The sequence below is a fragment of the Proteus terrae genome, from assembly GCF_003144325.1.
In the GTDB taxonomy this organism is placed as follows: domain Bacteria; phylum Pseudomonadota; class Gammaproteobacteria; order Enterobacterales; family Enterobacteriaceae; genus Proteus; species Proteus terrae.
In genome coordinates this window covers 24,612-50,233 of sequence record NZ_PENS01000011.1, presented here as the reverse complement: position 1 = coordinate 50,233, position 25,622 = coordinate 24,612, and the positions used below count along the sequence as shown (strand labels likewise).

The window sequence follows — 25,622 nt, the reverse complement described above, 5'->3', positions numbered from 1 at the left end:
AGTATGGATATATTAATTAGCGCCCTTGCTTATATTGATTACACAACAATACTTGTCATTATTGGTGCTTGTTTATTTGGCTTATTTGTTGGTGCAATTCCTGGGTTAACATCAACAATGGCCATCGCATTAATGGTGCCATTTACTTTTTTCCTCGATCCCATACCTGCATTAGCCTTAATGATTTCTGTCGGAGCCTCTTCTATATTTGCAGGCGATATTCCTGGTGCCTTATTAAATATTCCGGGTACGCCAGCATCGGCAGCCTATACCAATGATGCGCACTCTTTAGTTAAAGAGGGCAAAACAAACCGCGTACTGGGCATGTCATTAACAAGCTCTGTCATTGGTGGCGTTATCGGTACGATTATATTAGCGTCCACAGCACCAATTTTAGCTGAGTTTGCTTTAAAATTTAGCTCTTATGAATATATGTGGCTCTCTTTAATTGGGCTTAGCTGCGCAACCATAGTTTCAGGTTCACATATTCGAAAAAGCCTATTAGCGCTGTTCTTTGGTATCGCACTAGCCACTATTGGTTACGATGAGTTTACCGGACAAGCTCGCTTTACTTTTGGTGAAGTCTCTTTAATGCAAGGAGTAAGCTTTATTCCAGCAATGATAGGATTATTTGCAATTTCGGGTGCAATTAAATATTACGTTGAACGTTGGAAAAAAAAGCAAATTACGCTAAACGAAGCGAATGCCGAAAATAACTCTTACAATATTTTTAAAGGGGTTGGTGGCGTTGTTCGCCAACGTAAAGGCGGTATTTTCCGTAGCGGAATAATAGGAACATTAATTGGTGCTTTACCGGGTGCTGGCGCCGATATTGCGGCATGGATCTCGTATGCTGTTTCAAAGAAGCTCTCTAAAAAACCAGAGAAATATGGTCATGGCTCTGAGGAAGGTATTGTTGATGCTTCAGCGAGCAATAATGCAAGCTTAGCAGGAAGTTGGATACCTTCTTTAGTCTTTGGTATTCCGGGCGATTCTGCGGCTGCAATTATTATTGGTGTATTGTATATGAAAGATATGCAACCAGGGCCAACACTGTTTTTATTCAATCCTGATAAGTTATATGCCGTTTTTATTATTTTCTTTATCGCTAACCTAATTTTATTACCGATTGCTTTTATTGTTGTCAATTTATTGAAAAAGATTGTTGCTATTGATAATGCGATTATCTATCCAGCAATTATCTTATTTAGTCTTGTCGGCTCTTATGCAATCACAAATACGATGTCTTCTATTGTTGTTATGTTGGTAATGGGCGTTATCGGCTATTTCCTTCAAGAACGAAAATTCCCAATATCACCGATTATTTTGGGCATGATCTTAGGGCCAATGTTAGAAAAGAATTTACTCTCATCATTAATGAAATCTGATGGTGACTTAATTAATTTCGTTAACAGACCTATTTCGATGGTATTAGCAAGTGTATTTCTACTCATTGTAGTAATGCAAATTAGAGGTGCATTTAAAGCTAAATAAAATAACCTATTTAATACTCATATTTATTATTAAACATTTAATCATAGAGAGATACTTTTTTAAGTATCAGGGAAAACTCACCTTAAATAAAGTCAGTTTATTTAAGGTGTCAGAAATCAGCAGATAAATAAAAATATCGGGTGATCACATGAAAAAAATATTAAATAAGCCAGAAAATTATGTCAATGAAACATTAGCAGGTTTATGCCTTGCTCATAGTGATATTTATCGCCAACCACAGTCAAGATTGATTACTCGTTCGAAAAAAACAGATAAGCCCAAAGTGGGGATTGTAACTGGCGGTGGTTCAGGTCACTTACCTGTATTTACCGGATATGTCGGTGAAGGGTTACTCGATGCTGCCGCTGTAGGTGATGTTTTTGCTTCGCCTTCAGCAGATTTAATGGCCGATGCCATTCGTGAAGCCAACAATGGCTTAGGTGTATTGCTACTTTATGGTAATTACGGTGGCGATATTATGAATTTTGATATGGCGACTGAAACGGTTGATTTTGAAGATGATATTCGTTGTACAACTGTTTTAGCCGCTGATGATGTGGCTTCAGCAAAACCAGAAGAAGCGCACAAACGCCGTGGTGTTGCTGGGATGATCTATGGTTTTAAAATGGCAGGAGCAAAAGCAGAAGAAGGTGCAACGCTTGATGAAGTTACGCGTATTGCTCAAAAAACCATGGAAAACACCCGAACTATTGGCTGTGCGTTGACATCTTGTACCTTACCCGCAGTAGGCCATCCTACTTTTGAAATTGGTGAAGATGAAATGGAAATGGGGATGGGCATTCACGGTGAGCCAGGAATTTGGCGTGATAAATTACGTAGTGCAGATGATATTGCACAAGAGATGTTTGAACGTCTACAAACGGAATTATCATTAAAAGCAGGGGATAAAGTCTCTGTATTAGTTAACTCTTTAGGCGCAACGCCATTAGAAGAGCTTTATATTCTGTACAATAAAATTGCACAACTGATCAATAAAACAGGTGCAACCATTGTGCACCCATTGGTCGGCCGTTATGCCACATCTATGGAAATGACAGGTGCAAGCTTAACATTGTGCAAGTTAGATGAGGAGCTAGAAGCCTTGATGAATGCACCGGCTCATTGTGCATTCTGGAGGGTATAACGATGAATATTACACTTGAAATGCTCAAACAAGCGGTTGTGCGTATCGCCATCGCTTGTGAGCAATCTCAACCAATGCTTTGTGAAGCAGATAGCCGCCTAGGTGATGGGGATTTGGGGATCACCATGCAAAAAGGCTGGCGACAAATTGCCGACGATTCACAAGATTGGCCTGATGATCTCAGCAAAGCATTTTTTCAATGCAGTAAATCATTACAAAAAGCCTGTGCTTCTTCTTTTGGTACATTGCAAGCAACGGCTTTTATGGCAATGGCAAAATATTGCAAAGAAAACCAGCTTCAAGAAATATCGCCTTCCGACATTTCACCGCTATTAACCGTTGCCTATCAAAGCATGATGGCGAGAGGAAAAGGGGAATTAGGGCAAAAATCTGTACTCGATATTCTTTACCATTTATCTGAAGCGTTAAAACCCATTTTAGCTATCGATAATCTAAAAGCAGTAGCCTTACAAAGCGTCGATAGTACGCTTAATGAATACCGCCAAAAACCTAATTTATTAGGTCGAGCTCGTATGTTCCCAGAAAAATCTATTGGTTTAGATGATCCGGGTATGTTGGCAATTAAAGTTATTGTTGAAGCAATCTGATTTAATAAAGGTCTTTATATGAAAAAATTATTTGGCGTTACAGTGGCAATGGTTACTCCGTTTGATTTGAACGATCAAGTGGATATTAAAGCGTTATCTGCATTAACTGAAATGTTAGTAACCAAGGGCGTTGATTGCCTTTATCCTTGTGGTACAACAGGCGAAATGTTGCGTTTATCCGCGTTAGAACGTAAAAATGTTGCGAAAACCGTTGTCGATACAGCGAATAAACGTTTACCTGTCTTTATTCATGTTGGTGCAATGACATTAAATGAAACCATTGAATTAGCCAAACATGCCGTTGAAGTTGGTGCTGATGGTATTGGTGTGGTGACACCACAATTTTTTGGTGCAACGGACAGAGAATTAGAAAACTATTTTGTAACAGTAGCAAACAGCGTACCAGATAATTTCCCTGTTTATCTGTATAACATACCACAATGTGCCGCAAATAATATCAAACCTGAATTAGTGGCAAAAGTACAACAACAGTGTAAAAATGTAATTGGTATTAAATACAGTTTTGCTGATAACAATACAACATTAAGTTATCTTGCGGTTGCAGAAGGTTTTTCAGTTCTTCACGGCTACGACAAATTATTCTTAGGGTTATTAGATGCAGGTTGTGATGGTACAGTTTCAGGTTGTGCTTGTGTGTTCCCTGAGCCATTTGTGAATATGTATAAAGCCTATATTGCAGGTAACTATCAAGAAGCGAAACATTGGCAACAATTTTGTGTGAAATTTAGTGATGCACTTAAGTCTGGTGCGAATATGGCAATATTTAAATCAGCATTAACTATGCGTGGTTTAGATGGTGGTCATATGCGTTTGCCACAACTGGATTTATTGTCTGATGAAAATCAACAACTAAAAGAAAATCTAACTCAATTATGTAAAGAAGCAGGTATCACTTTTTCACTTAATTAAACAGTGATCAAATAAACGCCCCCGTTATTTTAATTGATTGGGGTTGTATGTTGATCCTTTCAAGCAGTATAGGCTTTTCTATACTGCTTTTTTAATATTAGGACATACATAAGGGGCAATGGTTTATTGTGCTAAAAAGTGACCATATTGCGCGATATCGACATTACCGCCACTGATAATAATACCGATTTTTTTACCTTTAAATTTATCACCAAATTGACGCGCTGCGGCTAAACTTAAACAACCCGTTGGCTCTACAATTATTTTCATTCGCTGGGCGTAAAACTGCATAGCCGAAATTAACTCTTCATCTGTTGCAGTTAAAATATCGTCCACATTATTACGAATAATCTCAAAAGTATAATTGCCTAGATGCTGAGTTTGCGCGCCATCTGCAATTGTTTTCGGGGTATCAATATGAATGATTTCGCCTTTGCGTAATGATTGTTGTCCGTCATTTCCAGCTAAAGGCTCAACACCGTATATTTTACATTGCGGTGAGAGGGCTTTGGTTGATAATAAAGAGCCAGAAAGTAATCCACCACCACCTAATGGAACAAATAGCATATCTAATTCACCCACTTCATCGAATAGCTCTTTGGCAGCAGTACCTTGCCCCGCAATAATATGAGGGTGATCGTAAGGTGGAATTAATGTTAAGCCTTCTTTTTGTGCTAATTGTTGCCCAATTTCTTCGCGATCTTCTGTATAACGATTATAAGTGATCACACGACCACCATAGCCTTTTGTTGCTTCCATTTTTGCCTTTGGTGCATCTTCAGGCATGATAATTGTTGCAGGAATACCTAATAGCTTTGCCGATAAGGCAATTGCCTGAGCATGATTACCTGATGAAAAAGTCACAACACCATTTTTACATTGTTGATCATTAAATTGAGATAACGCATTCATCGCACCACGGAATTTAAATGCTCCCATTCGTTGAAAGTTTTCACACTTAAAATAAAACTGTGCTCCTGTTAGCTCATTAATCGTGCGAGAGGTTAAAACAGGTGTTTTATTAAGATAAGGCAGAATGCGTTGATGGGCTTCTGCAACATCTTTATAGGTAGGAATAGACAACTTATTCATAAGATTGCTCCTTGATCACCACGGCTTCAATTTCAATTTTGCTTCCAAAATGTAATTCTTTTACGCCAGCGACTAATCTTGCGGGTCTATGTTCGCCAATCCATTTTGCATATAACTCATTAACAACGGGCCATTCATTAATATCAGTCACATAGACTTTTACTTGAGCAATATCGGTTTTCTTTGCATTTATTCCGAGAAGACAAGCATTTAAATTTTCAAGTACTTGTGTGATTTGAGCTTCAACCGGCTTGTTTGCCAATGGATTACCTTGTTTATCTAAGGGTAATAACCCAGAAATAAACGACATATTGTTTGCAGTCACAACATGAGAGTAATGCCCACCAGGGGATGAGAGGGCATCAATATTTTGTAGTGTAAGATGTGAGGTCATTGCGGTTTCTTATTTCACTTAAGTTAGATAAAATGTATATCTATTTATACGCAATGTCTAAAACTAGATCAATAGTTTAATTTTTACAGAAAGCGAGTGTAAATACAGGATAAAAAGAAAAACCACCTAATTCACTTTTAGGAACACCGAATTTTCGTTGCGCTATTTCTTTAATTGCTTCTTTTATTTCAGAAAAATTAACTTTATTTTCATTTCCTGATAAAAAATTGTAGATATTTCCAGCCAATAAACAATAGACTTCATATTTTAAATATGAGTTATCAGAAATTCCCAAATCATCTATTGCTTTTACTACTTCAGGAATATCTTGTAATTGCTGGATCAGTGTACTTTGAGCAACGTTACTATCTAGTTCTAGATTAAATTCATGAGATATTAAAGAAAATAAACATTGCTTAGTCTCTTTATCCACAATAATCTTTTCATTACGATATAAATTGTCAATTGTCCGATTAATTATTGAAGAAGGGAGAACTTTCTTTTCATTTATCCACCAATCTAAAATATTGTCATCTACTTTTTTATAGGCTTTATTTAATAAATTTGTTGATTTTTCTGGATTTTTTATATCGACCCTGTAAGAGGATATTTCTTCTGGTGTATATAGATCTCGTATTTTTGATATTAATTTTTTACTGAGATCCGCAATGTCTACAGTGATCTCTTTTCTTTTATTATTATCACATATGGAGATATCTAAATAGGTGTTTTTAATATTTTTTATATTATTTAAAAAATTCCCATAATTATTTAATGGTTCTTTGTTAAAAACAACATTAGAATTATTATTTAAAATTGCAGGTTTTGAAAAAATATTTGTCATAAAAACTCCTTTTATCGTTAAAAGGTATTTTGACAGAATAAAAAATAGGATCTTTCATAAATAAAACCAATGTTTTAATAAAAAAGAGGCGAAAATATATCACCTCTTTTGTGTTTTATATGACATTAAAAATAAGGATTAATAAGAACAACGCGTTATTTTCCATGCCGTATAAATCGCCATTAATGGTGCTAATGCTAAAAATAAGAACAAGGCAGAAGCAGAAGAAGAGAGGCCTTCAGGTGTGTCACTATTAAAACCATTCAAGTTAACTATCATACCTGCAAATGCAGAGCCTAACGCGGTTGCAAATAGTTGTACAGTTGTGATAGAGGCACCTGCAATATCTTTATCTTGCGTGGAAGCCGCTTGTAATATACGTGTTAATAGGTGAGGCCAACCAAAACCAATGCCATAACCCACTAAGAACAAAGCAAATAAAATAATAAAAAGACTAACCACGTTTTCCGATTGCAGTAATGGGTTTGGAATAACAAAAGCCAACACAAGCAAACCGATAAAAACAATAATAGGGCCGCTTAAAATACTAAAACGCATTTTAGTACCTTGCCAACTTGCGCTAATTACTTCAGCAACTGTCCAGCCTAATGCCATTAATGCACTCATATAACCTGAAGCTAAAGGCGTTTGCATATGTAAGCTTTGTAGATAATAAGGGACAAAGATCTCACAAGTCATACCAATGGCTAATAACGAAATAGTTAAATACAAAAGGGCATGTAAAGAGAGACCTTTAAACGTATTAGTGGGTAGCAACCGAACAGTAAGGCGTTTCTCACAAAATATAAGCACACCAATTAAACCAAACACAACCACGATACTCAGTAAATTAATGGTAAGTGAGGAAGAAAGACTACCAGATGAAATAAGCAAAACGGCGGTCGTTAAAATTATTAACTGAAGATAAGGCAAGCTTTGTGATGTTGATTTTGGAGCGTCATTGTCATTCTTGGGTAAGATAAACCACAGATAAATTCCATAAAAAAGCATGATAGGTAGCATAATACCAAAGGCATAACGCCAAGCATCTAATTGAGCAAAAATACCGCCAATAGCAGGGCCAATTAATGTAGCAACACCCCACATACCTGAAATTAATGCCATTGCTCTTGGCCATAATGCTTGATCGTAAACGATATTTACCATGGCGTAAGAAAGGGCAAATAAAAGCCCACCACCAAGGCCCTGAACAAATCGACCAATTAGCATCACTTCCATTTTAGGTGCAACTGCACACAACAAACTACCAATAAAAAATAATACTGTACTGGCTAAATAGGCACCTTTAGCGCCCAACAAATTGAGCAAACGAGCAGATAATACTGAGCCAATAATTGAAGCTGCTACAAATAGCGTGGTATTCCATGCATATAATCCCATTCCACCAATATCAGTTACAACAGAAGGCAAAATAGTGGTTGCCATTAAAATATTAATCGCGTGGATCACGACACCAAAAGAGAGGGCAAAGGAAATTGCACCATTCCGCCCTGAAAAGAGATCACGCCATTGGCTATTATTATTTGGGTGCATTAAAAAAATATCCTTCTTTTATTGCTATTACGACATAGCTTCGTTAAATTACCAAGGTAAAACTTGGATAAATAAATACTGAGACGCTTAATATGTCAAGAAAAAACTTGGAATATAATTATCCTGCTCAACGTACTGTTGGCGATAAAATTCTATTTTTAATTAAAAAACATGGGCCTATGCAAGCAAATGAGATTGGGCAACGTCTTGGTACAAGTGGTGAAGCCGCAAGACAACAATTTGTAAAACTTGCTAATGCAGGACTTGTTGAAGCGATAACTGAACCAAAAGGTGTTGGAAGACCTATTCAATATTGGCATTTAACCGAATTAGGACAGAAACAATTTCCTGATACACATGCTGAATTAACCGCTCAGATTTTACTGACTATTCGTGAAGAATTGGGTGAAAGTGCTATCGAAAAAATTATTTTAGCACGAAAGAAACAGAGTTATCAGCGCTACACACAAGCAATAAAAGATTCAGATGAACTCACAGACCGTTTAGATATTTTAGCCACACTGCGTAGCCAAGAGGGCTATATGGCACACTGGGAGCAAGTAAAAGATAACGAGTATCTTTTTATTGAAGATCATTGCCCAATTTGTGCAGCAGCTAAAGTGTGCCAAGGTTTTTGTAATACAGAGAAAGAGCTATTTTCTGAAACACTAGGGGTAGAACTACAACGTGTTGAATATATCTTAGAAGGCGCAAGACGTTGTGCCTACCGTATTAAAATCTAATTTTATTAAACCGCTTAACCAATAAAAGCAAAAACCGCGCAATAAAGCGCGGTTACTGTTCTGTCCTTAGAAATTTAGCTTAATTTTTACAATGTAATCGCAGAAGCTTTCCAAATTCGTTGCATATATTCTGTCACCGCACGATCCGCAGAAAAATAGCCCATTTGGCAGATATTTAACGCAGATTTTTTCAACCAAGCATCTTCATCTTGATAAAGCACATCAACATTATCTTGCGTATCGATATAGCTACGATAATCGGCTAATACCTGATAATGATCACCAAATTCAATTAAGCTATCGAAAATTGATTTGTATTTATCAGGGCAAGTTGGATTAAAGAACCCATTAGCGATTTGATTAAGCGCAGTGTGTAATTCGATATCTTCATCGTAATAACGACGAGGGGAATAACGTTGCCTTAACTCTGCCACTTCTTGTGCATTGTGACCAAAGATAAACATATTATCAAAACCAACATGCTCACCAATTTCAATATTAGCACCATCAAGCGTACCGATGGTTAATGCACCATTTAGGGCAAATTTCATATTCCCTGTACCAGAAGCTTCTGTTCCTGCTAATGATATTTGCTCTGATAAATCTGCTGCGGGGATAATATGTTGCGCTAAACTTACGCCGTAGTTAGGAATAAAGATCACTTTTAGTTTATCTTTAATACGCTCGTCATTATTAATCTTATTGGCAATATCGTTGATAAGATTGATAATTTTCTTCGCATTATAATAAGCTGATGCAGCCTTACCTCCAAAAATAAATACGCGAGGTACCCAGTTTTTCTCGGGATTTTCTAAAATGCGATTATAGCGAGTGATAATGCCTAACACATTGAGAAGTTGGCGTTTATATTCATGAATACGCTTGATTTGTACATCAAACAGCGCATTAGGGTTAATATCAATATTTAAATCTTCCTTAATGATCTGCGCAAGATTTTGTTTATTGATACGTTTTGAATCTTTTAATTGGCGCAAGAAATTTTTATCTTTCACCAATGGCATTAATTCACCCAACTGCTCTAAATTGGTTCGCCAATTAGTACCAATATGGCTATCAATTGCTTGAGAGAGAGATGGATTTGCTAATGCCAGCCAACGACGTGGTGTGATCCCATTGGTAATATTGCAGAATTTCTTAGGATAGATCATCGCAAAATCAGCAAATAAAGATTGCACCATTAATTGGCTATGAAGCTCAGAAACACCATTAACCTGATGACTAATAATAACCGCTAACCATGCCATACGAACATTACGGCCATTTTCTTCATCAATAATAGAAACACGACGTAATAAGTCGTTATCGTTAGGGAATTGCTCTCTAACTTGTTTCAAAAATTTATCATTGATTTGGAAAATGATTTGTAAATGACGAGGAAGCGAACGACCAAGCATATCAACAGGCCAAGTCTCTAATGCTTCACCCATTAATGTATGGTTGGTGTATGAGAATATATGAATAGTTTGTTCCCATGCTTCATCCCAACTAAATCCATGATTATCAATTAGCTGACGCATTAGTTCAGGAATAGCAAGAACAGGGTGAGTGTCATTAAGATGAATTGCAATAAAATCTTTTAGATTATCAAAGCGTTGATGCAGATGATAATGACGTTGCAAAATATCTTGAACAGAAGCACTTACTAAGAAATATTCTTGTTGTAAACGCAATATTTTACCTGATGTTGTTGAATCATCAGGATAAAGAATACGAGAAATATTTTCAGAGCGATCTTTAGCCTCTGTTGCCTCTAAATATTCACCTTTATTAAATTTACCTAAGTTAAACGCCACATTTGATTTAGCTGACCATAAACGAATGGTATCTGTCGCTTGTGTGTTATAACCCGGAACAATAGAGTCATAAGGTTGTGCCATTACGTTGAAAGTATTAACCCAATAATTTTTCTCACCTTCTTGCTGTAAACGTCCGCCAAAATCCACTTCAAATTGCAGATCATGACGAGGGAATTCCCAAGGGTTACCTTTTTCAAGCCAGTTATCCGCAACTTCATGTTGTTCGCCATTCTGAATTTGTTGGCGGAACATTCCGTATTCATAACGAATACCATAACCCGTAACGGGATAACCTAATGTGGCACAAGAATCAAGGAAACAAGCAGCCAAACGACCTAAACCACCATTACCTAAACCAGGATCGGGCTCAAGTTCGATTTGTTTTTCAAGATCAAGACCTAACTCTTTTAAAGCCTCTTTAACTTCGTGATAAACACCTAAAGAGAGCATGGCATTGGTTAAAAAACGCCCCATAAGAAATTCCATCGAAATGTAATAAACCTGTTTTACTTTCGGTGAAAGCTCTGCTTTGGTTGATTTTAACCAGCGTTCAACTAAACGGTCTCTAATGGCATAAGAGGTTGCATTTAACCAATCTGTTGGTGTTGCATATTTTGGCGACGTACCAACAATAAACATTAGTTTATAAACAATAGAACGTTTTAATGATTCAATATCCTTATCAGGTGATAAATAATCAAACTCACATAAATTTTTCATTATAAATCTCTTTTTGTTATCCACTGGCTCGAATAGACCTCATGTCTATAAATGTTGATACAGTGTCGCATACGTTTTTGCAGCGGTTTCCCAACTAAAAATAGTTTGATTCATGCCATCAGTTTGAGCTTGTTGCCACTGTTTAGGCATACTCCATAAGGTAAAAGCACGATTAATAGCCTGACGCAAAGAGTCAGGTGTCGCTTCATAGAAAACAAAACCTGTAGCTTGGTGATGCGCTAAATTTTCTAATGAACAATCATTAACCGTATCGGCTAATCCGCCCGTGTGTCTCACTAAAGGTAGGGCTCCATATTTCAAGCCATATAACTGAGTTAATCCACAAGGTTCAAAACGACTAGGCACCATAATCACATCAGCACCGGCGACAACTTGGTGTGAAAAACTTTCGTCATAACCAATATGAACCGCTACATTTTGAGGATACTGTTGTTGTGCGTGTAAAAATGCCGCTTCAAGGTGACTATCGCCAGTACCTAATAAAACAAACTGACCACCTTGTTCAACGATATTAGGAAGCGTTTCAATAACTAAATCGAGCCCTTTTTGCGAAGTTAAACGACTGACAGCCGCAAAAAGAGGAGCATTATTTTTGACAGGTAAACCACATTTTTTCTGTAATGCAGTTTTGTTTTCTAAACGCTTATTCAGGTTTTTAACATCATAACGACGTGTAATTAAGCTATCTTTTGCAGGATCCCAAACCGCCTCATCAACGCCATTTAAGATGCCACTTAATCGCTGTTCATAAGCACGTTGACGCAATAAACCCTCTAAACCGTAGCCAAATTCTTGAGTGGTTATCTCTTTGGCATAAGTTGGGCTGACTGTCGTAATGTGGTTAGCATAAAAAAGACCTGCTTTTAGGAATGAAATTTGTCCGTAATATTCCAGTCCATTAATTGAAAAACTGTAATCAGGTAATTCAAGTTGATGCAGATGATAAGGTGAGAATTCACCTTTATAAGCCAGATTATGAACAGTAAAAACAGATTTTGCTGAATAATGTTTAAATGCTAAATAGGCACAAGCAAGTCCTGCATGCCAATCATGGGCGTGAACAATATCAGCTCGCCATAAAGGATCTAATCCCGCTGATAATTCGCTTGCCACCCAACCTAATAAAGCAAAACGAAAGACATTATCACCATAAGGATGTTGATGTTGATCGTGATAAGGACTACCAGTACGTTGATAAAGATGAGGTGCATCAATAAGATAAATATCAACACCTTGGTATTGGCCATAAAGCAGAGAAATATTACCTGCAAAGGTATCGATATTAGTCACTAATTTGAGATCGGGGATATTATCTTTGATAGCAGGAAACGCGGGTATAACAACCCGTGCATCTAAGCCTATTTTTTTCTGAGCTAAAGGCAAAGAGCCCATAACATCAGCTAATCCCCCTGTTTTTAGCAGAGGGAATAGTTCAGAACAACAGTGAAGGACATTCACGAAAATGCCTCCTCATTTTGAGGTTTTTTTTCTGCAGTTGTTTCAGTTGGATTTTCTTTTTCATTAAGTGCGAGTTGCTCAAGCATTTCTCTTGTTACAAGCACAATACCTTCTTCAGTACGGTGGAAACGTGCCGCATCTTCTTCGGCATTCATCCCAATAACAGTACCTTCTGGAATAGTACAGCTACGCTCAATAATGCAGCGTTTTAAGTAGCAATGATGGCTCACAGTCACATCAGGTAAAATCACGGAATCTTCGATATGGCAGAAAGATTCAACGCGAACTAATGGGAATAGGATAGATGAATAGAGTGTTGATCCATTGATAATACAACCGTCAGCAATCAAGGAGTTCATCATTTGTCCATGTTCACCATGATTATCTTGGACAAATTTAGCTGGCGGTAACGGAGTCATAAAGGTACGGATTGGCCAATCTTTCGCATACATATCAAGCTCTGGTGTTACAGAGGCTAAGTCGAGGTTAGCAGACCAATATGCTTCAATAGTTCCTACATCGCGCCAGTATGGTGGTACTGAAGGATCTGAACTGACACAAGAGAGTTCAAATGGGTGAGCAAGAACATCGCCACGTTCAGTAATTTTAGGAATGATATCTTGGCCAAAGTCATGGTGTGAATTTGGATCACGGCTATCTTCTTCTAATAAATCAAAGAGGTAATCTCTATCAACCACATAAATACCCATACTTGCTAATGAATGTTCAGGATCATCAGGAATACAAGGTGGGTTTGATGGTTTTTCTAAGAAATTGAGTACTCGACGATTTTCATCGATATCCATAATACCAAATTGGAATGCATCTTCTTTAGGAACACGAATACAAGCCACTGTGAATTTTGATTTGTTTTCAACGTGATCAAGTAATAAACGGGCGTAGTTCATTTTATAAATATGATCGCCAGCTAAAATAACGACATATTTTGCTTTGTAGCTACGAAGAATATCGAGGTTTTGATAGATAGCATCAGCGGTACCCATATACCAATGTTCGGTATTACAACGTTGCTGAGCCGGTAATAAATCAACAAACTCATTCATATCTTCGTTGAAGAATGACCAACCACGCTGAATATGTTGAACTAAAGAGTGTGACTGATATTGGGTAATTACACCAATACGACGGATCCCTGAGTTAAGACAGTTTGATAGCGTAAAGTCGATAATTCGAAATTTCCCACCAAAGAAAACCGCCGGTTTAGCACGTTTTGAAGTCAATGCTTTTAAGCGTGTACCACGACCTCCCGCTAAAACGAGTGCAATTGCCTCTTTAGGAAGTTGTTGTGCCAACATTAATTTTTGGCCTTGTTCTGTTGTCATCATAGTTATAGCACTCCAATCAAATTACTTAACTTGGGAGGAAATAATGGGTAATTTTTCAGTAGAAGACTGAGTATAAAAAACGCTATTTCGCCAAAGGGTGATACTGTTAGGTTGTACTTCACAATGCTGAGATTGTGTTGGGTGACAATCAGGCCAGCTAGCCGTATCAAGCAAGCAAGACCAAGACCCTTCAGGTAAAGAAAAAATGGCGCTGTTTCTTAATGGGTTAAACATTAAGATCCATTGTTGCGCTAAAAGAAGTTGTAATGGTGAGGGGGGAAGTTGTTGCCAATCTTCATGACTCATAGGTTGAGCATTCTGATTGAACCAAATGACATTTTGGTTATCTTCTTCCCACCAGTTAAGCGAACTTAAAGGTGTAATTTGGTGACGTAATTCAATAAGGTGGCGGATGTAATCAGTTAAGTTGTAAGGCTGTTGAAACCATTTGATCCAACTGACTTTATTATCCTGACAATAAGCGTTGTTATTACCATATTGCGTATTACCCACTTCATCACCGGCGAGTAAATGAGGTGTTCCTCTAGAAAGCAGTAGCGTTGCCAGCATGTTCCTTATTGCAAGCAATCTGTATTGATTTATTTTTTCGTCAACTATCAAACCTTCTTCACCAAAATTCACACTGTAATTGGTGTTGTGTCCATCTAGGTTTGACTCTCCATTTTCCTCGTTATGTTTATTCTGATAACTCACTAAATCCCGTAGTGTAAAGCCGTCGTGGCTAGTTATCATATTGACGCTAGAATAGGGGGGTCTGCCATTTTTGTGATACAGCTTTGCTGAGCCTGTAATATTGTCTGCAAATGTCGCAATAGAGACATCACGCCATAACCAAAAACGACGAATAACATCACGATAACTATCATTCCATTCTGTAAATGGAACAGGAAAATTACCGACTTGATAACCATCAGAGCCTAAGTCCCAAGGCTCTGCAATAAGTTTAATGCGTGACAATAGCGGATCTTGTCGAATAGCCGTCAATAGAGGTGATTGAGTATCAAAATAGGGAACCCGGCCAAGACTTGTCGCCAAATCAAAACGAAAACCATCAATATGAAATTCTGTCACCCAATAACGCAGGCAATCCATAACCCACTGCACCGTTTCTGGGCGACTTAAGTTGAGTGTATTACCACAACCCGTCCAATTTTGAGCTTTGTTTTCGTCGTTTAGCCAATAATAGCTTTGGTTATCAATACCACGTTGCGAAACAATATAGCCTTCGAATTGATCACTTAATTCCGCAGTATGGTTAAATACCACATCTAAAATTACTTCAATATTGGCTTTATGTAGGCATCTTACGGCTTCTCGAAATTCATCAATAATATTGCGACCTGAATTAGAATAATACTGAGTAGATAAAGCGAAAGGTGCTAATACGTTATAACCCCAATAGTTTTTTAAACCGATTTTATGAAGATGTGGCTCTGTTAAATGATATTGAACAGGCAATAACTCTAATGCTGTAATACCCAATTTTTTCAGATGTGCAATAAAAGTAGGGTGCCCTAATGCTGCATAAGTGCCCTGCAATTTCTCAGGTATTTCAGGATGCAGTTTTGTTAGTCCTTTTACATGTCCTTCGTAAATAATGGTTTCTGACCACGGTGTATTTAAACGCTGATAAGTGCCTTTTTCTTTATAAGAATGGCAAAAACAGCCGCTATCATCTGTGATAACTGCTTTAGGTGTAATCGCACTATCATCATGCTCTAATGCATTAAAAACAGGAGAGGTGTAAGGTAATGTATTATCAACAATACCCGTCATCTGTTTTGCATAAGGATCTAATAATAGTTGCTGAGGTTGATAGAACAATCCTTGCTCTGGGTCCCATTTACCTTCTACACGATAACCATAATGTAAACCGGGCCCGGCACCGGGCAAATACCCATGCCAAATTGAGCCAGTTTTACCCGGTAATGGGTAGCGGATCTCTTTGCCTGCTTTATCAAATAGGCAAAGAATGACTTTAGTGGCATTTTCACTAAAGAGTGTAAAATTTACTCCATAGCCATCATAATGACTGCCCATAGGAAAAGGGCGACCATAGTCTAAAGACATATTAATCCTTCAATCTTAAATACAGCGTCGCAAGTGGGGGTAATGACAATGACAAAGAGTGAGGCTTGCCATTAAATGCACTTGCGGTTGTCTCTATTTCACCTAAATTTCCTACATTACTGCCGTTATAAAATTCAGAATCACTGTTGAGAATTTCTTGATAAGCACCGGCTTTATTTACACCGACAACGTAGTTGTGATGAACAACTGGAGTGAAGTTACTGATAACAATAATTTCATTGCCTTGTGCGTCTTTACGGCAAAAAGCAAAGACGGAGTTATCGTGATCATCAACGGTAAGCCACTCAAAGCCTTCACGTTCAAAATCACATTCATAAAGCGGAGCATTAGCTTGATAGGAAAGATTCAAATCTCGGACAAAGTGTTGAACACCTTGGTGCGGACTATTAGGCTCTTCAAGAAGATGCCAATCTAAGCTACTGTCGTGGTTCCATTCACGCCACTGTGCAAACTCACATCCCATAAATAGTAGTTTTTTGCCGGGATAAGCCCACATAAAGCCAAGATATGCACGTAAGTTGGCAAATTTTTGCCAATCATCGCCCACCATGCGACCAATTAACGAACCTTTACCATGCACAAATTCATCGTGAGAGAGAGGCAGAACAAAGTTTTCGTTATAGGCATAGAGCATGCCAAAGGTCATTTGGTTGTGATGATATTTACGATAGATAGGATCACGTTGCATATAAGCTAACGTGTCATGCATCCAACCCATATTCCATTTGTAATTAAAACCTAAACCACCATCATCAGGCGGTAATGTCACACCTGGAAAATCGGTAGACTCTTCTGCAATTGTGATAGTACCAGGGCAAGTTGTACCCAGTAATTTATTGGTATAACGAATAAAATCAATGGCTTCTAAATTCTCACGTCCACCATGCTTATTTGGGATCCATTCGCCTTCTTTTCGGCTGTAATCACGATAAAGCATTGAAGCAACAGCATCGAAACGGAAACCATCAAGCGCAAAATGCTCATGCCAATACAATAAATTACCAGAAAGGTAATTCAGTACTTCATTGCGCCCATAGTTATAAATCAAAGTATTCCAATCAGGATGAAAGCCTTCACGTCTATCTGCATATTCATAGAGTGATGTGCCATCAAAATTACGTAAACCGTAATCATCCTCAGGGAAATGACCAGGAACCCAATCTAATATGACTTTAATTTCTGCTTGATGCGCCGCTTCAATAAAGTCACGGAAATCCATAGGAGAGCCAAAGCGACGAGTTGGTGAATATAACCCTAACGGTTGATATCCCCATGAGCCATCAAAAGGATGCTCATTAATAGGGAGCAACTCAATATGAGTAAAGCCCATCTCTTTAACATATGGAATTAACTGTTCAGCTAATTCGCGGTAACTTAACCAGCTTTGATCGTCAGTATGTCTACGCCATGAACCTAGATGAACTTCATAAATAGACATAGGTGCATTGCGTTGATTCGCTTGCTGACGCGATAGTGGCATCGGTTTGATTGGGGGTAATGTATTGATAATTGACGCAGTTTCAGGGCGTATTTGTGTTTCAAAAGCATAAGGATCAGCTTTTAATCGACGTTCACCATTCGCATCAAGAATAGAATATTTATAGCAATCACCAAGATGAGCCTGTGGAAGGAAAAGCTCCCATATTCCACTTTCACGGCGTAATCGCATTGGAAAACGTCTTTCATCCCAGAATGAAAAATCGCCTACAACGCTTACACTTTTTGCGTTGGGTGCCCATACAGCAAAAGTAATACCATCAATATCCCCCAGTTTTGTAGGGTGCGCTCCTAAACATTGGTAAGGGCGGGAGTGATGGCCTTGTGCTAAAAACCAAATATCCATTTCTTGCAATAAAATGCCAAATTGATAGGGATCATCAACGACACCTTGTACATTTTCCCACGTTACATTTAAACAGTAACTAAAACGACGTTTACGTCGAGGAATAGCGCCACAGAAAAAACCACTAGGATGCTTACGCTCTAGTGTTGCTACATTTCGACCGTTTTTTCTATCAATGACACTGACTGCAACTGCATCTGGTAAAAAAGCACGAACCTCTAAACCTGCCGACGTTTCATGCATACCAAGAAGTGCAAAAGGATCAGACTCATACCCATTAATTAGTTTTTCTATTGCTTTTTTTGTCACAGCTACAGACATCTTATCGTCCTTCGTTGTCAGCAAATAAATTAATAAATTTTATATATAAATATCAGCATAGAACGTTAATTTAAGTTAAACAATAAGTGTTTATAACAGATTATTTAAAATCAAAATAATTTTTATAAGTTAATGTACTTATTTTTTAATTTTAATTAATTGAATTTAAATGGGTTTACTGGATAACACAGGGGGAGATCGCGAATTATTAAAACAGCACGATTAGTGTTTTTACTTGTTCACAAAAAGAAGGCTAACATTAGATATTTTTAATTAAATAACTAACAATTAGTTTTAAAAAGTGTAATTAATAAGATTAGAATCGCTATTTTTATGAAAAATAATCACTTATTTCATTAGTAAAATTAACTTTTCTGTTGGGTAAGCCATTGTTCAAAATCAAGATGTGTTTTGGTTTTTTGTACACCTATTGGCGTTAAAGCGTAATAACTCATCGGTGCAATTTGAATATTTGGAAATAAAACTTTTAAAATACCATTATTTATTTCATTCGATAAAATTGAAATAGGGCCAATACCAAGTCCTAATCCTTCAATAATAGCTTGCAGAGAAATATGAAAGTGATCAAAGCGATAATGACGCGAGAACGATCGCTGCGTATTGAGATGAGTTGCGTTTAACCATTGTTGCCAATGTCCGGGACGAGTAAGTGTATCGATAACAGGGCAGCCAAAAACATCTTCAGGCTCAGTGACACTGTAATGGTTTAAGAATTTTTCAGAAGCAATTAAACAATGTTTATCCTCTAAAAAAACAACAGATGAATACTCTTGTTGCTGAGGTTGAGGACGAATTATCAGATCATCATGACTAATCAAATGAAATCGCTCGCTATTTGCAGAGGCAATTTGGATATTTGCATTAGGATATTGAAGATAAAAATCCTCCATTCGGGGAATAAGCCATTTTAAACAAAGTGTTGTCGGAACACTGATATTTAAAATATCGTTTTTTCCGCCATTGCCATACCGAAAACCAATATCATTTAATTTATCAAAAACTTCACTTAATTCTTGCGCCAATGTCAATGCATAAGGGGTGGGTACTCGACGTAAACCTTGTTTATTAAATAAAGTGACGCCAAACCATTTTTCTATAACTTGGATATGACGACTAATTGCACCATGAGTGACACACAATGTTTGTGCGGCTTCTGTATAACTTTGACTATGGCAAGCAACTAAGAAAGCACGTAATGAAGGCAATGGAGGAAGATTTCTCATCATAATTTTCTCATTATAGTTTATGCATCATAAATAAATCGGGCTTTCTGATTAAAACTCACAATACCGTGACATTTTATCACAGGTAAAAATAAAGAAGGTAGGTATGATACAGCGTCTTTAACTTATTGAACTTAAAGGATGATAATGAGTTTTATCGCGGTTATTTTACTGGCAATATTTTCTGGTGTGATCAGTGGTGTTGTAGGTACGGGCTCTTCTATTTTATTAATCCCAGCGTTGACCTATGTTTTTGGTGCTAAAGAAGCTGTACCTATTATGGCGTTAGCTTCAGTGATGGGAAATTTATCGCGTATTTATTTATGGCGTCACAGCATTCGCTTTAAACCACTATTTTATTACCTATTACCGGGTATTCCTGCCGTGGTTCTTGGCGCTAACACATTATGGAGAATGCCGGAAAAATGGCTAAATATTGGTATGGGAATGTTCTTCATATTGATGATCCCTGTGATCCATTTATTACGCAAACATCAAATTAAAATGAAAACCTACCAAGTTATTATTGCTGGCGCGGTTATTGGCTATTTAACGGGGGTTGTATTTTCTACAGGACCATTAACTATTCCTATATTTTCTGCATATGGTCTGACATTAGGACCATTACTTGCGACGGAAGCTGCAGCTTCATTTGTTATTTATCTCACTAAAGCCTTAACTTTTAGCCAACTAGGTGCGGTTAATAGCTTTATCTTAATTAGTGGTGCATTAGTGGGAAGTGGTTTAACTGTAGGAAATTATCTAGGTAAAAAATTGGTATTAAAACTGACACTAAAACTTTTTCAATGGCTGTTAGATGCTATGCTGATTTTTGCTGGTGGCTCACTGCTTTTTAATGGCATTTATTCTTAATGAAAATGGCTGTATTAACAGCCTTTACTTTAGTTATTATCTGATAAAAAAGGTATTAATAAAGTTTGTGAAATATCAGCAAATGGCATCAATTCATTAACGGTGGCTCCCGCTCTTGCTCTCAAAGAAATTGAATGTAAAAGGGCAACTACACCCAATGCAATGGTGTGAACATCCGTTCCTTCTTTTAATTCACCTGCTTCTAACGCTTCTTGTAAGGCATCTTCAACTTGCTGAGTTTGCGCGTTAATGACTTGATTTAACATCATTCTTATTGCTGGATCTCCAACTTCAGTCACCGCTGTTGAAAGCACCATACAGCCTGTTAATCCTTCATTATCCGTATAAAAATGGATAGCTGAAGTCAGATAGCGTTTTATTCTTTCTGTCACTTTATCTTGAGCTGATTGTTTCTCAAGTTCATGCCGATAACGCGTGGAAGCAATATGATTAAAGCGCTCAATCGCTTTTTCATACAATGCCGCTTTATTGCCAAATGCAGCATAAAGACTCGGCTTATTCATTTGCGTTTCAATGACTAAGTCATCCATAGATGTTGCTGTAAATCCTTTACGCCAAAATAATGCCATTATTTTTTCAAGTGCAGCATCACTATCATAACGGCGAGGGCGACCTTTCTTTTGCATTTTGTACCATTTAGTAAGAAATATATTTACTCAGTATAAAACAAATGTCATTATTTTACTAATCAGTACAAAATAGGAAAATCAAATGAGTCATAATGAAATGCTGTATGGAAAGAATATGCCTTCAATCATTAAGCTTGTTGAAGAAGGGCGTGAGCAACAAGTCAAACCTCTTAGAGTTGGTATCTTTGTTTGTCCTGGCTTTATGCCTATGGATATTAATGGTGCTCAATCAGTATTTACTATTGCAAGTGCAGAAATTTATTTTATTTGGAAAAAGAAAGAGTTAGTTGAAGGCTATATTGGCTGGCCGACAATGCCAACTATGACTTTTGAGGAGTGCCCAGACGATCTTGATGTATTAGTGGTTGGAATGGTGCCACCAGAGATTGTTGAGGATGAACAGACATTGGCATTCTTTGCCAAAATGGGTAATAAAACTCGTTATGTCATTGGTACATGTTATGGCTCTTTAGTTTTGGGTGCTGCTGGATTATTAAAAGGTAAGAGAGCAACCAGTAATTCCAATGTCGTTCCGATGTTACCGGATATGGGGGCCATCGCAGTAGAGGGAAGTGAGGTTGTTGTTGATGGCAATATTTATACCTCAGGGCCAGCAACTGGTTCATTCGACGCTTCATTATTAGTATTAGAACAACTGTTAGGTACCCCTTTTGCTCAATTAGTTGAATTAGCAATTGAGTATGATCCTCGTCCTCCTTTTGGTACAGGTTCACCTACTTTAGCAGGGCCAGAAATGACCGCTATTTCACAAAGCTTAACCGCTAATTTAAATGCTCAATTTCATCAAGCCGCACTTAATGGACTTAAAAAACACCGCTAATTTAAGTTAATTAACGTTAGAATAAGGAAATAAATATTGATGTTTACCTAAACTGTTTTATTTCAATTTCGGAGTATTACAATGACAGAATACGAAAAAATGGTATCAGGCAATCTTTATCATGCCAGTAAAGATGATAGTTTAGAACCTCTTAGAGTAAAAGCGCGTGAAATTATTTATGATTTTAATATGACGCGTCCTTCTGACGTTGAAAAGAGAAAGGCATATTTAAAACAGCTGTTAGGAAAAACAGGCAACAATTTTACTATTGAGCCACCATTTCATTGTGACTATGGCCAATTAATTGAAATTGGTGAAGCGTTTTACGCTAATTTTAATTTAACGATATTAGATTGTGCATCTGTGAAAATTGGACACAATGTGATGTGTGCGCCCAATGTCAGCATTTTAACTGCAACTCATCCGATTGATCCTGAAATACGCAGTAGTGAACTTGAATATGCATTATCTATTACTATCGGCAATTCGGTATGGTTAGGCGCAGGATGTATTATTTTACCAGGTGTAACTATTGGGGATAACTGCGTTATTGGTGCGGGTAGTGTAGTAACAAAATCTATTCCCGCTAATTGTGTTGCCGTTGGCAATCCTTGTCGTGTGATAAGACTAATTAGTGATAAGGATAAACAAGACGCTGAAAAAAGGCTTGGCCTTTATTAATATTTAAAAAATAGGCTCAAGAAACACGATGAGCCTATTCATACAATTGCTTTTATTCTTTAATAAAGCTGAGATAGTTAAAGAGCGATTTAAAGCCAAATTTACGGTATAGCGCTAAACCATCTGCTGATGCATCTAAGAAGCAACGTTCAACGCCTTGTTCGCGGCAAAACTCTAAAACATGCTTAATTAAATGTGTCGCATAGCCATTACCTTGATAGGCAATATCTGTCCCAATATCATCAAAACGCGCTAATTTATCATGTATTGTTAACGTTAATGAAGAAACTGGCTGACCATCAACTAATAACGCGTAATGGAAGATAGCTGCGCCATTATCTAATGCTTTCTGGTGATAACGAATATACTCATTAACAATCGTATCATCACTATCATCTCCCACTGGGAACGCCGTTTTTAATGGATGAGCCCACTGTTCAAGGTTGTAATTGGTTAAAATAATATCGCAAGGATTATTTTTATAAGAAGGGAATACTGCTTCAGATAATGTTAAATACATTGCGGTTGTCATACCATCACCGGTATAACCTGCATTTTTTATTATCTCTTCAAATTCAGGTAATAATGACTCAGGCAATACTAAAATATGATTTTTTTTCTGCGAAGTAAAAAGGGTACTGGCTTGCTGGAATGAGCCTTCTGTTGCGCCTTGGCGCAAATAAATAAAGTTAAAAATGGCAGCATCCATTGGTGTCATAAAGCAGTGAGTATGATCACCAATACGAATATTATTTTCACAAATTTCTGACCAAAAGGCTTTTTCTACTATTTTAAACTCTTTATACAGTTGTGCATCCATAATGGTTCTCTAGCTGAATCGTGATACGCGATAAGGCGTTAATAGAGGTTCCGCTTTTTTGTAAATAAGTTCTTGTGCAACTAATTCACATAATAAAGGTGACAATGTCACGGCAGCATGCATAGTAACAAGATATAATCCCTGATAAGGAGATATTTCTCCAATAATTGGCATTTCATCTTTAGGCATAGGTCTTTCACCAACTGCAACCTGTTTTATTGTTAGTTTACCTGTTTGTGTAAAATTATCATAAAAAGTCGCTTGTGCATGACATGCAATACGCTCAGGGTGATGTTCATCACTATTATCAATGTAATCTTCAGCTGCAATAATCTCATTTTGAACAAAGTGGCGTAACTCCATTTCTTGTGTGGAGATGATGCAAGGTAAAAAAGGGCGTTCTGCATCTGTCGTTAGTTTGAGTAAAATACTTGGCGATGAGTATAAAGGTAAATCAATACCTTTTTCAGATAACAACGCTAAAGCACCAACACCTATAGAATAATGGTTTTGGTAAATATAATCTTTTTTATCCTCTCGCTTTTCGTGCTAATCAACTTACTAAATATGAATAAAAACACTTATTTTTCATAAAATTAATGAGTGAGACAGTTTTAATTTTAAAAGTAACATATCGTTCAAGATCACAAAAAGAACAATGAACCATAACATAAAACAAACAACAGGCAATTACATCTAAATTTAAAACATAATGCAGTTTATAATTCCATGAAAACTATATTTTTATAGATGTTAAGTTCGTATAAATTTTAATTTCAGCATCATACTATAACGCTCATTTAAACTGGTTTTTTAACCTGAAATTAAATTCAAAAAAGACTTATAAACTGCTTTTTGCGCGCAAAAGTAGAGTAACTCACTTATCTTTGGTGTATATAAAGATTATTGTTTTACAATAAAATTATTATGGATATGATAGTTCACATATTCAGCATGTTATTTTTTAAAAAAAGGCGTCGTATGTTAGAAAGTATCGGTATTTCAAATATTTGGACATACCTTTTAGGCGTTATTTTTATTACTTTAGTACCAGGTCCAAACTCGATTTTCGTCCTTACTTCCAGTGCGAAGCATGGCGTAAAAGGGGGGTATAAAGCCGCTCTTGGTGTTTTTACGGGTGATGCATTATTAATCTTTTTGGCATTTTTGGGGGTTGCTTCATTAGTCAAGACTTCACCCGTCTTCTTTATTGTCATTAAATATGCTGGTGCTCTTTACTTAACCTATTTAGGGTTGAAAACGTTATATGCAACGTTTCAAAAGAAAAAAGAGACACCGGAGCAAGTAGCTGAAGTAACGGTAAAAGCAAAAGATGGCCTTTATGTTAAGGCGTTATTTTTGAGTATGCTAAACCCAAAAATGATCATTTTTTATGTTTCTTTCTTCATTCAGTTTATCGATCCTAAATATGAAAATGCGGGTGTTCCATTCTTTGTATTAGGTGCGATTTTAGAGACATGCAGTATGCTTTATTTATCAGTTCTTATTTTTGGCGGTGTTGCTATTACTAACAAAGTAAAACATAACAAACGATTAGCATCATTATCAAATAGTTGTATAGGTGCTGTGTTCTTACTTTTTGGAGCCAAACTTGCTTTAACAGCATAAAAATATAGTTTTAGTTAAAAAGGTCACTAATAGTGACCTTTTTTGATCTCTCTAATTTACTAGAGAAAATATTTTATTATTTAATAATCACTTCTAATATTGAATTATATGTTTCTGTTTTAATAAATTTATTGATTTTTAAATCTGCTTTATCTAATAATTTAATAAACTCTTCTTCAGTACGCTCCCCTGATTCAGGAAACGCACTCACACAAAGAAGACCCATATATTTTGCAACGTCGGGAATATTTTTCTTAAAAACAATAGGTTCAATAATAAGTACTTTTGAATCTTTATTCGTCAGCAATCTCATTAATATTTTTAGGACCATCTTTTAATAAATCAGTAATTTTTAATTTAGCAACAACTCTTAACGCACCAGGTACGGTAAAACTCATTGATTTTTTCATTAAATCTAAATCTGCTGATTTGTTTTTTTAAAT

23 protein-coding genes are annotated in these 25,622 nt (G+C 36.8%); 9 read left to right on the top strand and 14 right to left on the bottom strand.

Features of this window, described 5'->3' with window-relative positions; translation table 11 throughout:
• Positions 1-3: 3 nt before the first annotated feature.
• From DK857_RS12220 to DK857_RS12205, 4 genes are all read left to right on the top strand, one after another.
• A complete protein-coding gene (locus tag DK857_RS12220; protein WP_109402303.1) occupies positions 4-1,494 on the top strand; it encodes a tripartite tricarboxylate transporter permease in 1,491 nt (496 codons plus the stop codon).
• Between the two features lie 148 nt (positions 1,495-1,642).
• Complete coding sequence (locus DK857_RS12215) at positions 1,643-2,638, top strand: dihydroxyacetone kinase subunit DhaK (RefSeq protein WP_109402302.1); 996 nt, start codon at positions 1,643-1,645, stop codon at positions 2,636-2,638.
• A 2-nt stretch (positions 2,639-2,640) separates the two neighbouring features.
• Positions 2,641-3,246 carry a dihydroxyacetone kinase subunit L gene (locus DK857_RS12210; RefSeq protein ID WP_227003164.1) on the top strand — a complete coding sequence of 202 codons (606 nt, stop codon included), beginning with the start codon at positions 2,641-2,643 and terminating at the stop codon, positions 3,244-3,246.
• Positions 3,247-3,264: 18 nt separating this feature from the next.
• On the top strand, positions 3,265-4,176 hold the full coding sequence (locus DK857_RS12205; protein ID WP_109402301.1) for a dihydrodipicolinate synthase family protein: 912 nt from the start codon (positions 3,265-3,267) through the stop codon (positions 4,174-4,176).
• A 123-nt stretch (positions 4,177-4,299) separates the two neighbouring features.
• On the opposite strand, the gene DK857_RS12200 is transcribed toward DK857_RS12205, so the two are convergent.
• The 4 genes from DK857_RS12200 to DK857_RS12185 all read right to left on the bottom strand — a co-directional run bounded on the left by DK857_RS12200 (position 4,300) and on the right by DK857_RS12185 (position 8,060).
• On the bottom strand, positions 4,300-5,268 hold the full coding sequence (locus tag DK857_RS12200; RefSeq protein ID WP_109402300.1) for a threo-3-hydroxy-L-aspartate ammonia-lyase: 969 nt from the start codon (positions 5,266-5,268) through the stop codon (positions 4,300-4,302).
• Positions 5,261-5,662, bottom strand: coding sequence for a RidA family protein (locus DK857_RS12195; RefSeq protein WP_109402299.1), 402 nt, complete (start codon positions 5,660-5,662; stop codon positions 5,261-5,263). The genes DK857_RS12200 and DK857_RS12195 overlap by 8 nt, the downstream gene beginning before the upstream one ends.
• A 76-nt stretch (positions 5,663-5,738) precedes the next feature.
• Positions 5,739-6,506 carry a hypothetical protein gene (locus tag DK857_RS12190; protein WP_109402298.1) on the bottom strand — a complete coding sequence of 256 codons (768 nt, stop codon included), beginning with the start codon at positions 6,504-6,506 and terminating at the stop codon, positions 5,739-5,741.
• Between the two features lie 138 nt (positions 6,507-6,644).
• Positions 6,645-8,060, bottom strand: a complete 1,416-nt coding sequence (locus DK857_RS12185) for an MFS transporter (RefSeq protein ID WP_109402297.1) — start codon at positions 8,058-8,060, stop codon at positions 6,645-6,647.
• A 92-nt stretch (positions 8,061-8,152) separates the two neighbouring features.
• On the opposite strand from DK857_RS12185, the gene DK857_RS12180 reads away from it, so the two are divergent.
• On the top strand, positions 8,153-8,803 hold the full coding sequence (locus tag DK857_RS12180) for a helix-turn-helix transcriptional regulator (protein ID WP_109402296.1): 651 nt from the start codon (positions 8,153-8,155) through the stop codon (positions 8,801-8,803).
• Positions 8,804-8,889: 86 nt separating this feature from the next.
• Here the strand turns inward: DK857_RS12180 and glgP are convergent, their stop codons facing one another.
• The 6 genes from glgP to DK857_RS12150 all read right to left on the bottom strand — a co-directional run bounded on the left by glgP (position 8,890) and on the right by DK857_RS12150 (position 19,688).
• The gene (gene glgP, locus DK857_RS12175) at positions 8,890-11,340 is read right to left on the bottom strand and encodes a glycogen/starch/alpha-glucan family phosphorylase (protein WP_109402295.1); all 2,451 of its coding nucleotides are present in this window, start codon (positions 11,338-11,340) and stop codon (positions 8,890-8,892) included.
• A 45-nt stretch (positions 11,341-11,385) separates the two neighbouring features.
• Positions 11,386-12,819, bottom strand: a complete 1,434-nt coding sequence (gene glgA, locus DK857_RS12170) for a glycogen synthase GlgA (RefSeq protein WP_109402294.1) — start codon at positions 12,817-12,819, stop codon at positions 11,386-11,388.
• Positions 12,816-14,165 (bottom strand): glucose-1-phosphate adenylyltransferase, encoded by a 1,350-nt coding sequence (gene glgC, locus DK857_RS12165; RefSeq protein ID WP_109402293.1) that lies wholly within the window; start codon positions 14,163-14,165, stop codon positions 12,816-12,818. The genes glgA and glgC overlap by 4 nt, the downstream gene beginning before the upstream one ends.
• Before the next feature lie 21 nt (positions 14,166-14,186).
• Positions 14,187-16,256: a glycogen debranching protein GlgX gene (gene glgX / locus DK857_RS12160; RefSeq protein ID WP_109402292.1), complete on the bottom strand. Its 2,070-nt coding sequence runs from the start codon at positions 16,254-16,256 to the stop codon at positions 14,187-14,189.
• A gap of 1 nt (position 16,257) precedes the next feature.
• Positions 16,258-18,441, bottom strand: a complete 2,184-nt coding sequence (glgB, locus tag DK857_RS12155) for a 1,4-alpha-glucan branching protein GlgB (protein WP_109402291.1) — start codon at positions 18,439-18,441, stop codon at positions 16,258-16,260.
• Between the two features lie 365 nt (positions 18,442-18,806).
• Positions 18,807-19,688 carry a LysR substrate-binding domain-containing protein gene (locus tag DK857_RS12150; protein ID WP_109402290.1) on the bottom strand — a complete coding sequence of 294 codons (882 nt, stop codon included), beginning with the start codon at positions 19,686-19,688 and terminating at the stop codon, positions 18,807-18,809.
• A gap of 144 nt (positions 19,689-19,832) precedes the next feature.
• Here DK857_RS12150 and DK857_RS12145 point away from each other — a divergent pair, with 144 nt between their 5' ends.
• Complete coding sequence (locus tag DK857_RS12145) at positions 19,833-20,558, top strand: sulfite exporter TauE/SafE family protein (RefSeq protein ID WP_167394841.1); 726 nt, start codon at positions 19,833-19,835, stop codon at positions 20,556-20,558.
• A 29-nt stretch (positions 20,559-20,587) separates the two neighbouring features.
• Here the strand turns inward: DK857_RS12145 and DK857_RS12140 are convergent, their stop codons facing one another.
• On the bottom strand, positions 20,588-21,205 hold the full coding sequence (locus tag DK857_RS12140; protein ID WP_109402288.1) for a TetR/AcrR family transcriptional regulator: 618 nt from the start codon (positions 21,203-21,205) through the stop codon (positions 20,588-20,590).
• An 85-nt stretch (positions 21,206-21,290) separates the two neighbouring features.
• Between DK857_RS12140 and DK857_RS12135 the strand changes: the two genes are divergently transcribed.
• Positions 21,291-22,049, top strand: a complete 759-nt coding sequence (locus DK857_RS12135; protein ID WP_109402287.1) for a DJ-1/PfpI family protein — start codon at positions 21,291-21,293, stop codon at positions 22,047-22,049.
• Between the two features lie 81 nt (positions 22,050-22,130).
• Complete coding sequence (locus DK857_RS12130) at positions 22,131-22,730, top strand: sugar O-acetyltransferase (RefSeq protein WP_109402286.1); 600 nt, start codon at positions 22,131-22,133, stop codon at positions 22,728-22,730.
• A gap of 52 nt (positions 22,731-22,782) precedes the next feature.
• On the opposite strand, the gene DK857_RS12125 is transcribed toward DK857_RS12130, so the two are convergent.
• Positions 22,783-23,550, bottom strand: coding sequence for a GNAT family N-acetyltransferase (locus tag DK857_RS12125; RefSeq protein WP_075674316.1), 768 nt, complete (start codon positions 23,548-23,550; stop codon positions 22,783-22,785).
• Between the two features lie 9 nt (positions 23,551-23,559).
• Positions 23,560-24,027: an FAD-binding oxidoreductase/lyase gene (locus tag DK857_RS12120; RefSeq protein ID WP_109402285.1), complete on the bottom strand. Its 468-nt coding sequence runs from the start codon at positions 24,025-24,027 to the stop codon at positions 23,560-23,562.
• A 504-nt stretch (positions 24,028-24,531) separates the two neighbouring features.
• Between DK857_RS12120 and leuE the strand changes: the two genes are divergently transcribed.
• Positions 24,532-25,179: a leucine efflux protein LeuE gene (gene leuE / locus DK857_RS12115; protein ID WP_109393784.1), complete on the top strand. Its 648-nt coding sequence runs from the start codon at positions 24,532-24,534 to the stop codon at positions 25,177-25,179.
• A gap of 76 nt (positions 25,180-25,255) precedes the next feature.
• Here leuE and DK857_RS12110 read toward each other — a convergent pair whose 3' ends face one another.
• Positions 25,256-25,492 (bottom strand): hypothetical protein, encoded by a 237-nt coding sequence (locus DK857_RS12110; protein ID WP_193528600.1) that lies wholly within the window; start codon positions 25,490-25,492, stop codon positions 25,256-25,258.
• Positions 25,493-25,622: the final 130 nt, after the last annotated feature.

Bases quoted from the DNA above. Each gene is read 5' to 3' on its own strand.
- DK857_RS12220 (WP_109402303.1), top strand. From the start codon at position 4: ATGGATATATTAATTAGCGCCCTTGCTTATATTGATTACACAACAATA.
- DK857_RS12215 (WP_109402302.1), top strand. From the start codon at position 1,643: ATGAAAAAAATATTAAATAAGCCAGAAAATTATGTCAATGAAACATTA.
- DK857_RS12210 (WP_227003164.1), top strand. From the start codon at position 2,641: ATGAATATTACACTTGAAATGCTCAAACAAGCGGTTGTGCGTATCGCC.
- DK857_RS12205 (WP_109402301.1), top strand. From the start codon at position 3,265: ATGAAAAAATTATTTGGCGTTACAGTGGCAATGGTTACTCCGTTTGAT.
- DK857_RS12200 (WP_109402300.1), bottom strand. From the start codon at position 5,268: ATGAATAAGTTGTCTATTCCTACCTATAAAGATGTTGCAGAAGCCCAT.
- DK857_RS12195 (WP_109402299.1), bottom strand. From the start codon at position 5,662: ATGACCTCACATCTTACACTACAAAATATTGATGCCCTCTCATCCCCT.
- DK857_RS12190 (WP_109402298.1), bottom strand. From the start codon at position 6,506: ATGACAAATATTTTTTCAAAACCTGCAATTTTAAATAATAATTCTAAT.
- DK857_RS12185 (WP_109402297.1), bottom strand. From the start codon at position 8,060: ATGCACCCAAATAATAATAGCCAATGGCGTGATCTCTTTTCAGGGCGG.
- DK857_RS12180 (WP_109402296.1), top strand. From the start codon at position 8,153: ATGTCAAGAAAAAACTTGGAATATAATTATCCTGCTCAACGTACTGTT.
- glgP (WP_109402295.1), bottom strand. From the start codon at position 11,340: ATGAAAAATTTATGTGAGTTTGATTATTTATCACCTGATAAGGATATT.
- glgC (WP_109402293.1), bottom strand. From the start codon at position 14,165: ATGATGACAACAGAACAAGGCCAAAAATTAATGTTGGCACAACAACTT.
- glgX (WP_109402292.1), bottom strand. From the start codon at position 16,256: ATGTCTTTAGACTATGGTCGCCCTTTTCCTATGGGCAGTCATTATGAT.
- glgB (WP_109402291.1), bottom strand. From the start codon at position 18,441: ATGTCTGTAGCTGTGACAAAAAAAGCAATAGAAAAACTAATTAATGGG.
- DK857_RS12150 (WP_109402290.1), bottom strand. From the start codon at position 19,688: ATGATGAGAAATCTTCCTCCATTGCCTTCATTACGTGCTTTCTTAGTT.
- DK857_RS12145 (WP_167394841.1), top strand. From the start codon at position 19,833: ATGAGTTTTATCGCGGTTATTTTACTGGCAATATTTTCTGGTGTGATC.
- DK857_RS12140 (WP_109402288.1), bottom strand. From the start codon at position 21,205: ATGCAAAAGAAAGGTCGCCCTCGCCGTTATGATAGTGATGCTGCACTT.
- DK857_RS12135 (WP_109402287.1), top strand. From the start codon at position 21,291: ATGAGTCATAATGAAATGCTGTATGGAAAGAATATGCCTTCAATCATT.
- DK857_RS12130 (WP_109402286.1), top strand. From the start codon at position 22,131: ATGACAGAATACGAAAAAATGGTATCAGGCAATCTTTATCATGCCAGT.
- DK857_RS12125 (WP_075674316.1), bottom strand. From the start codon at position 23,550: ATGGATGCACAACTGTATAAAGAGTTTAAAATAGTAGAAAAAGCCTTT.
- leuE (WP_109393784.1), top strand. From the start codon at position 24,532: ATGTTAGAAAGTATCGGTATTTCAAATATTTGGACATACCTTTTAGGC.
- DK857_RS12110 (WP_193528600.1), bottom strand. From the start codon at position 25,492: ATGAGATTGCTGACGAATAAAGATTCAAAAGTACTTATTATTGAACCT.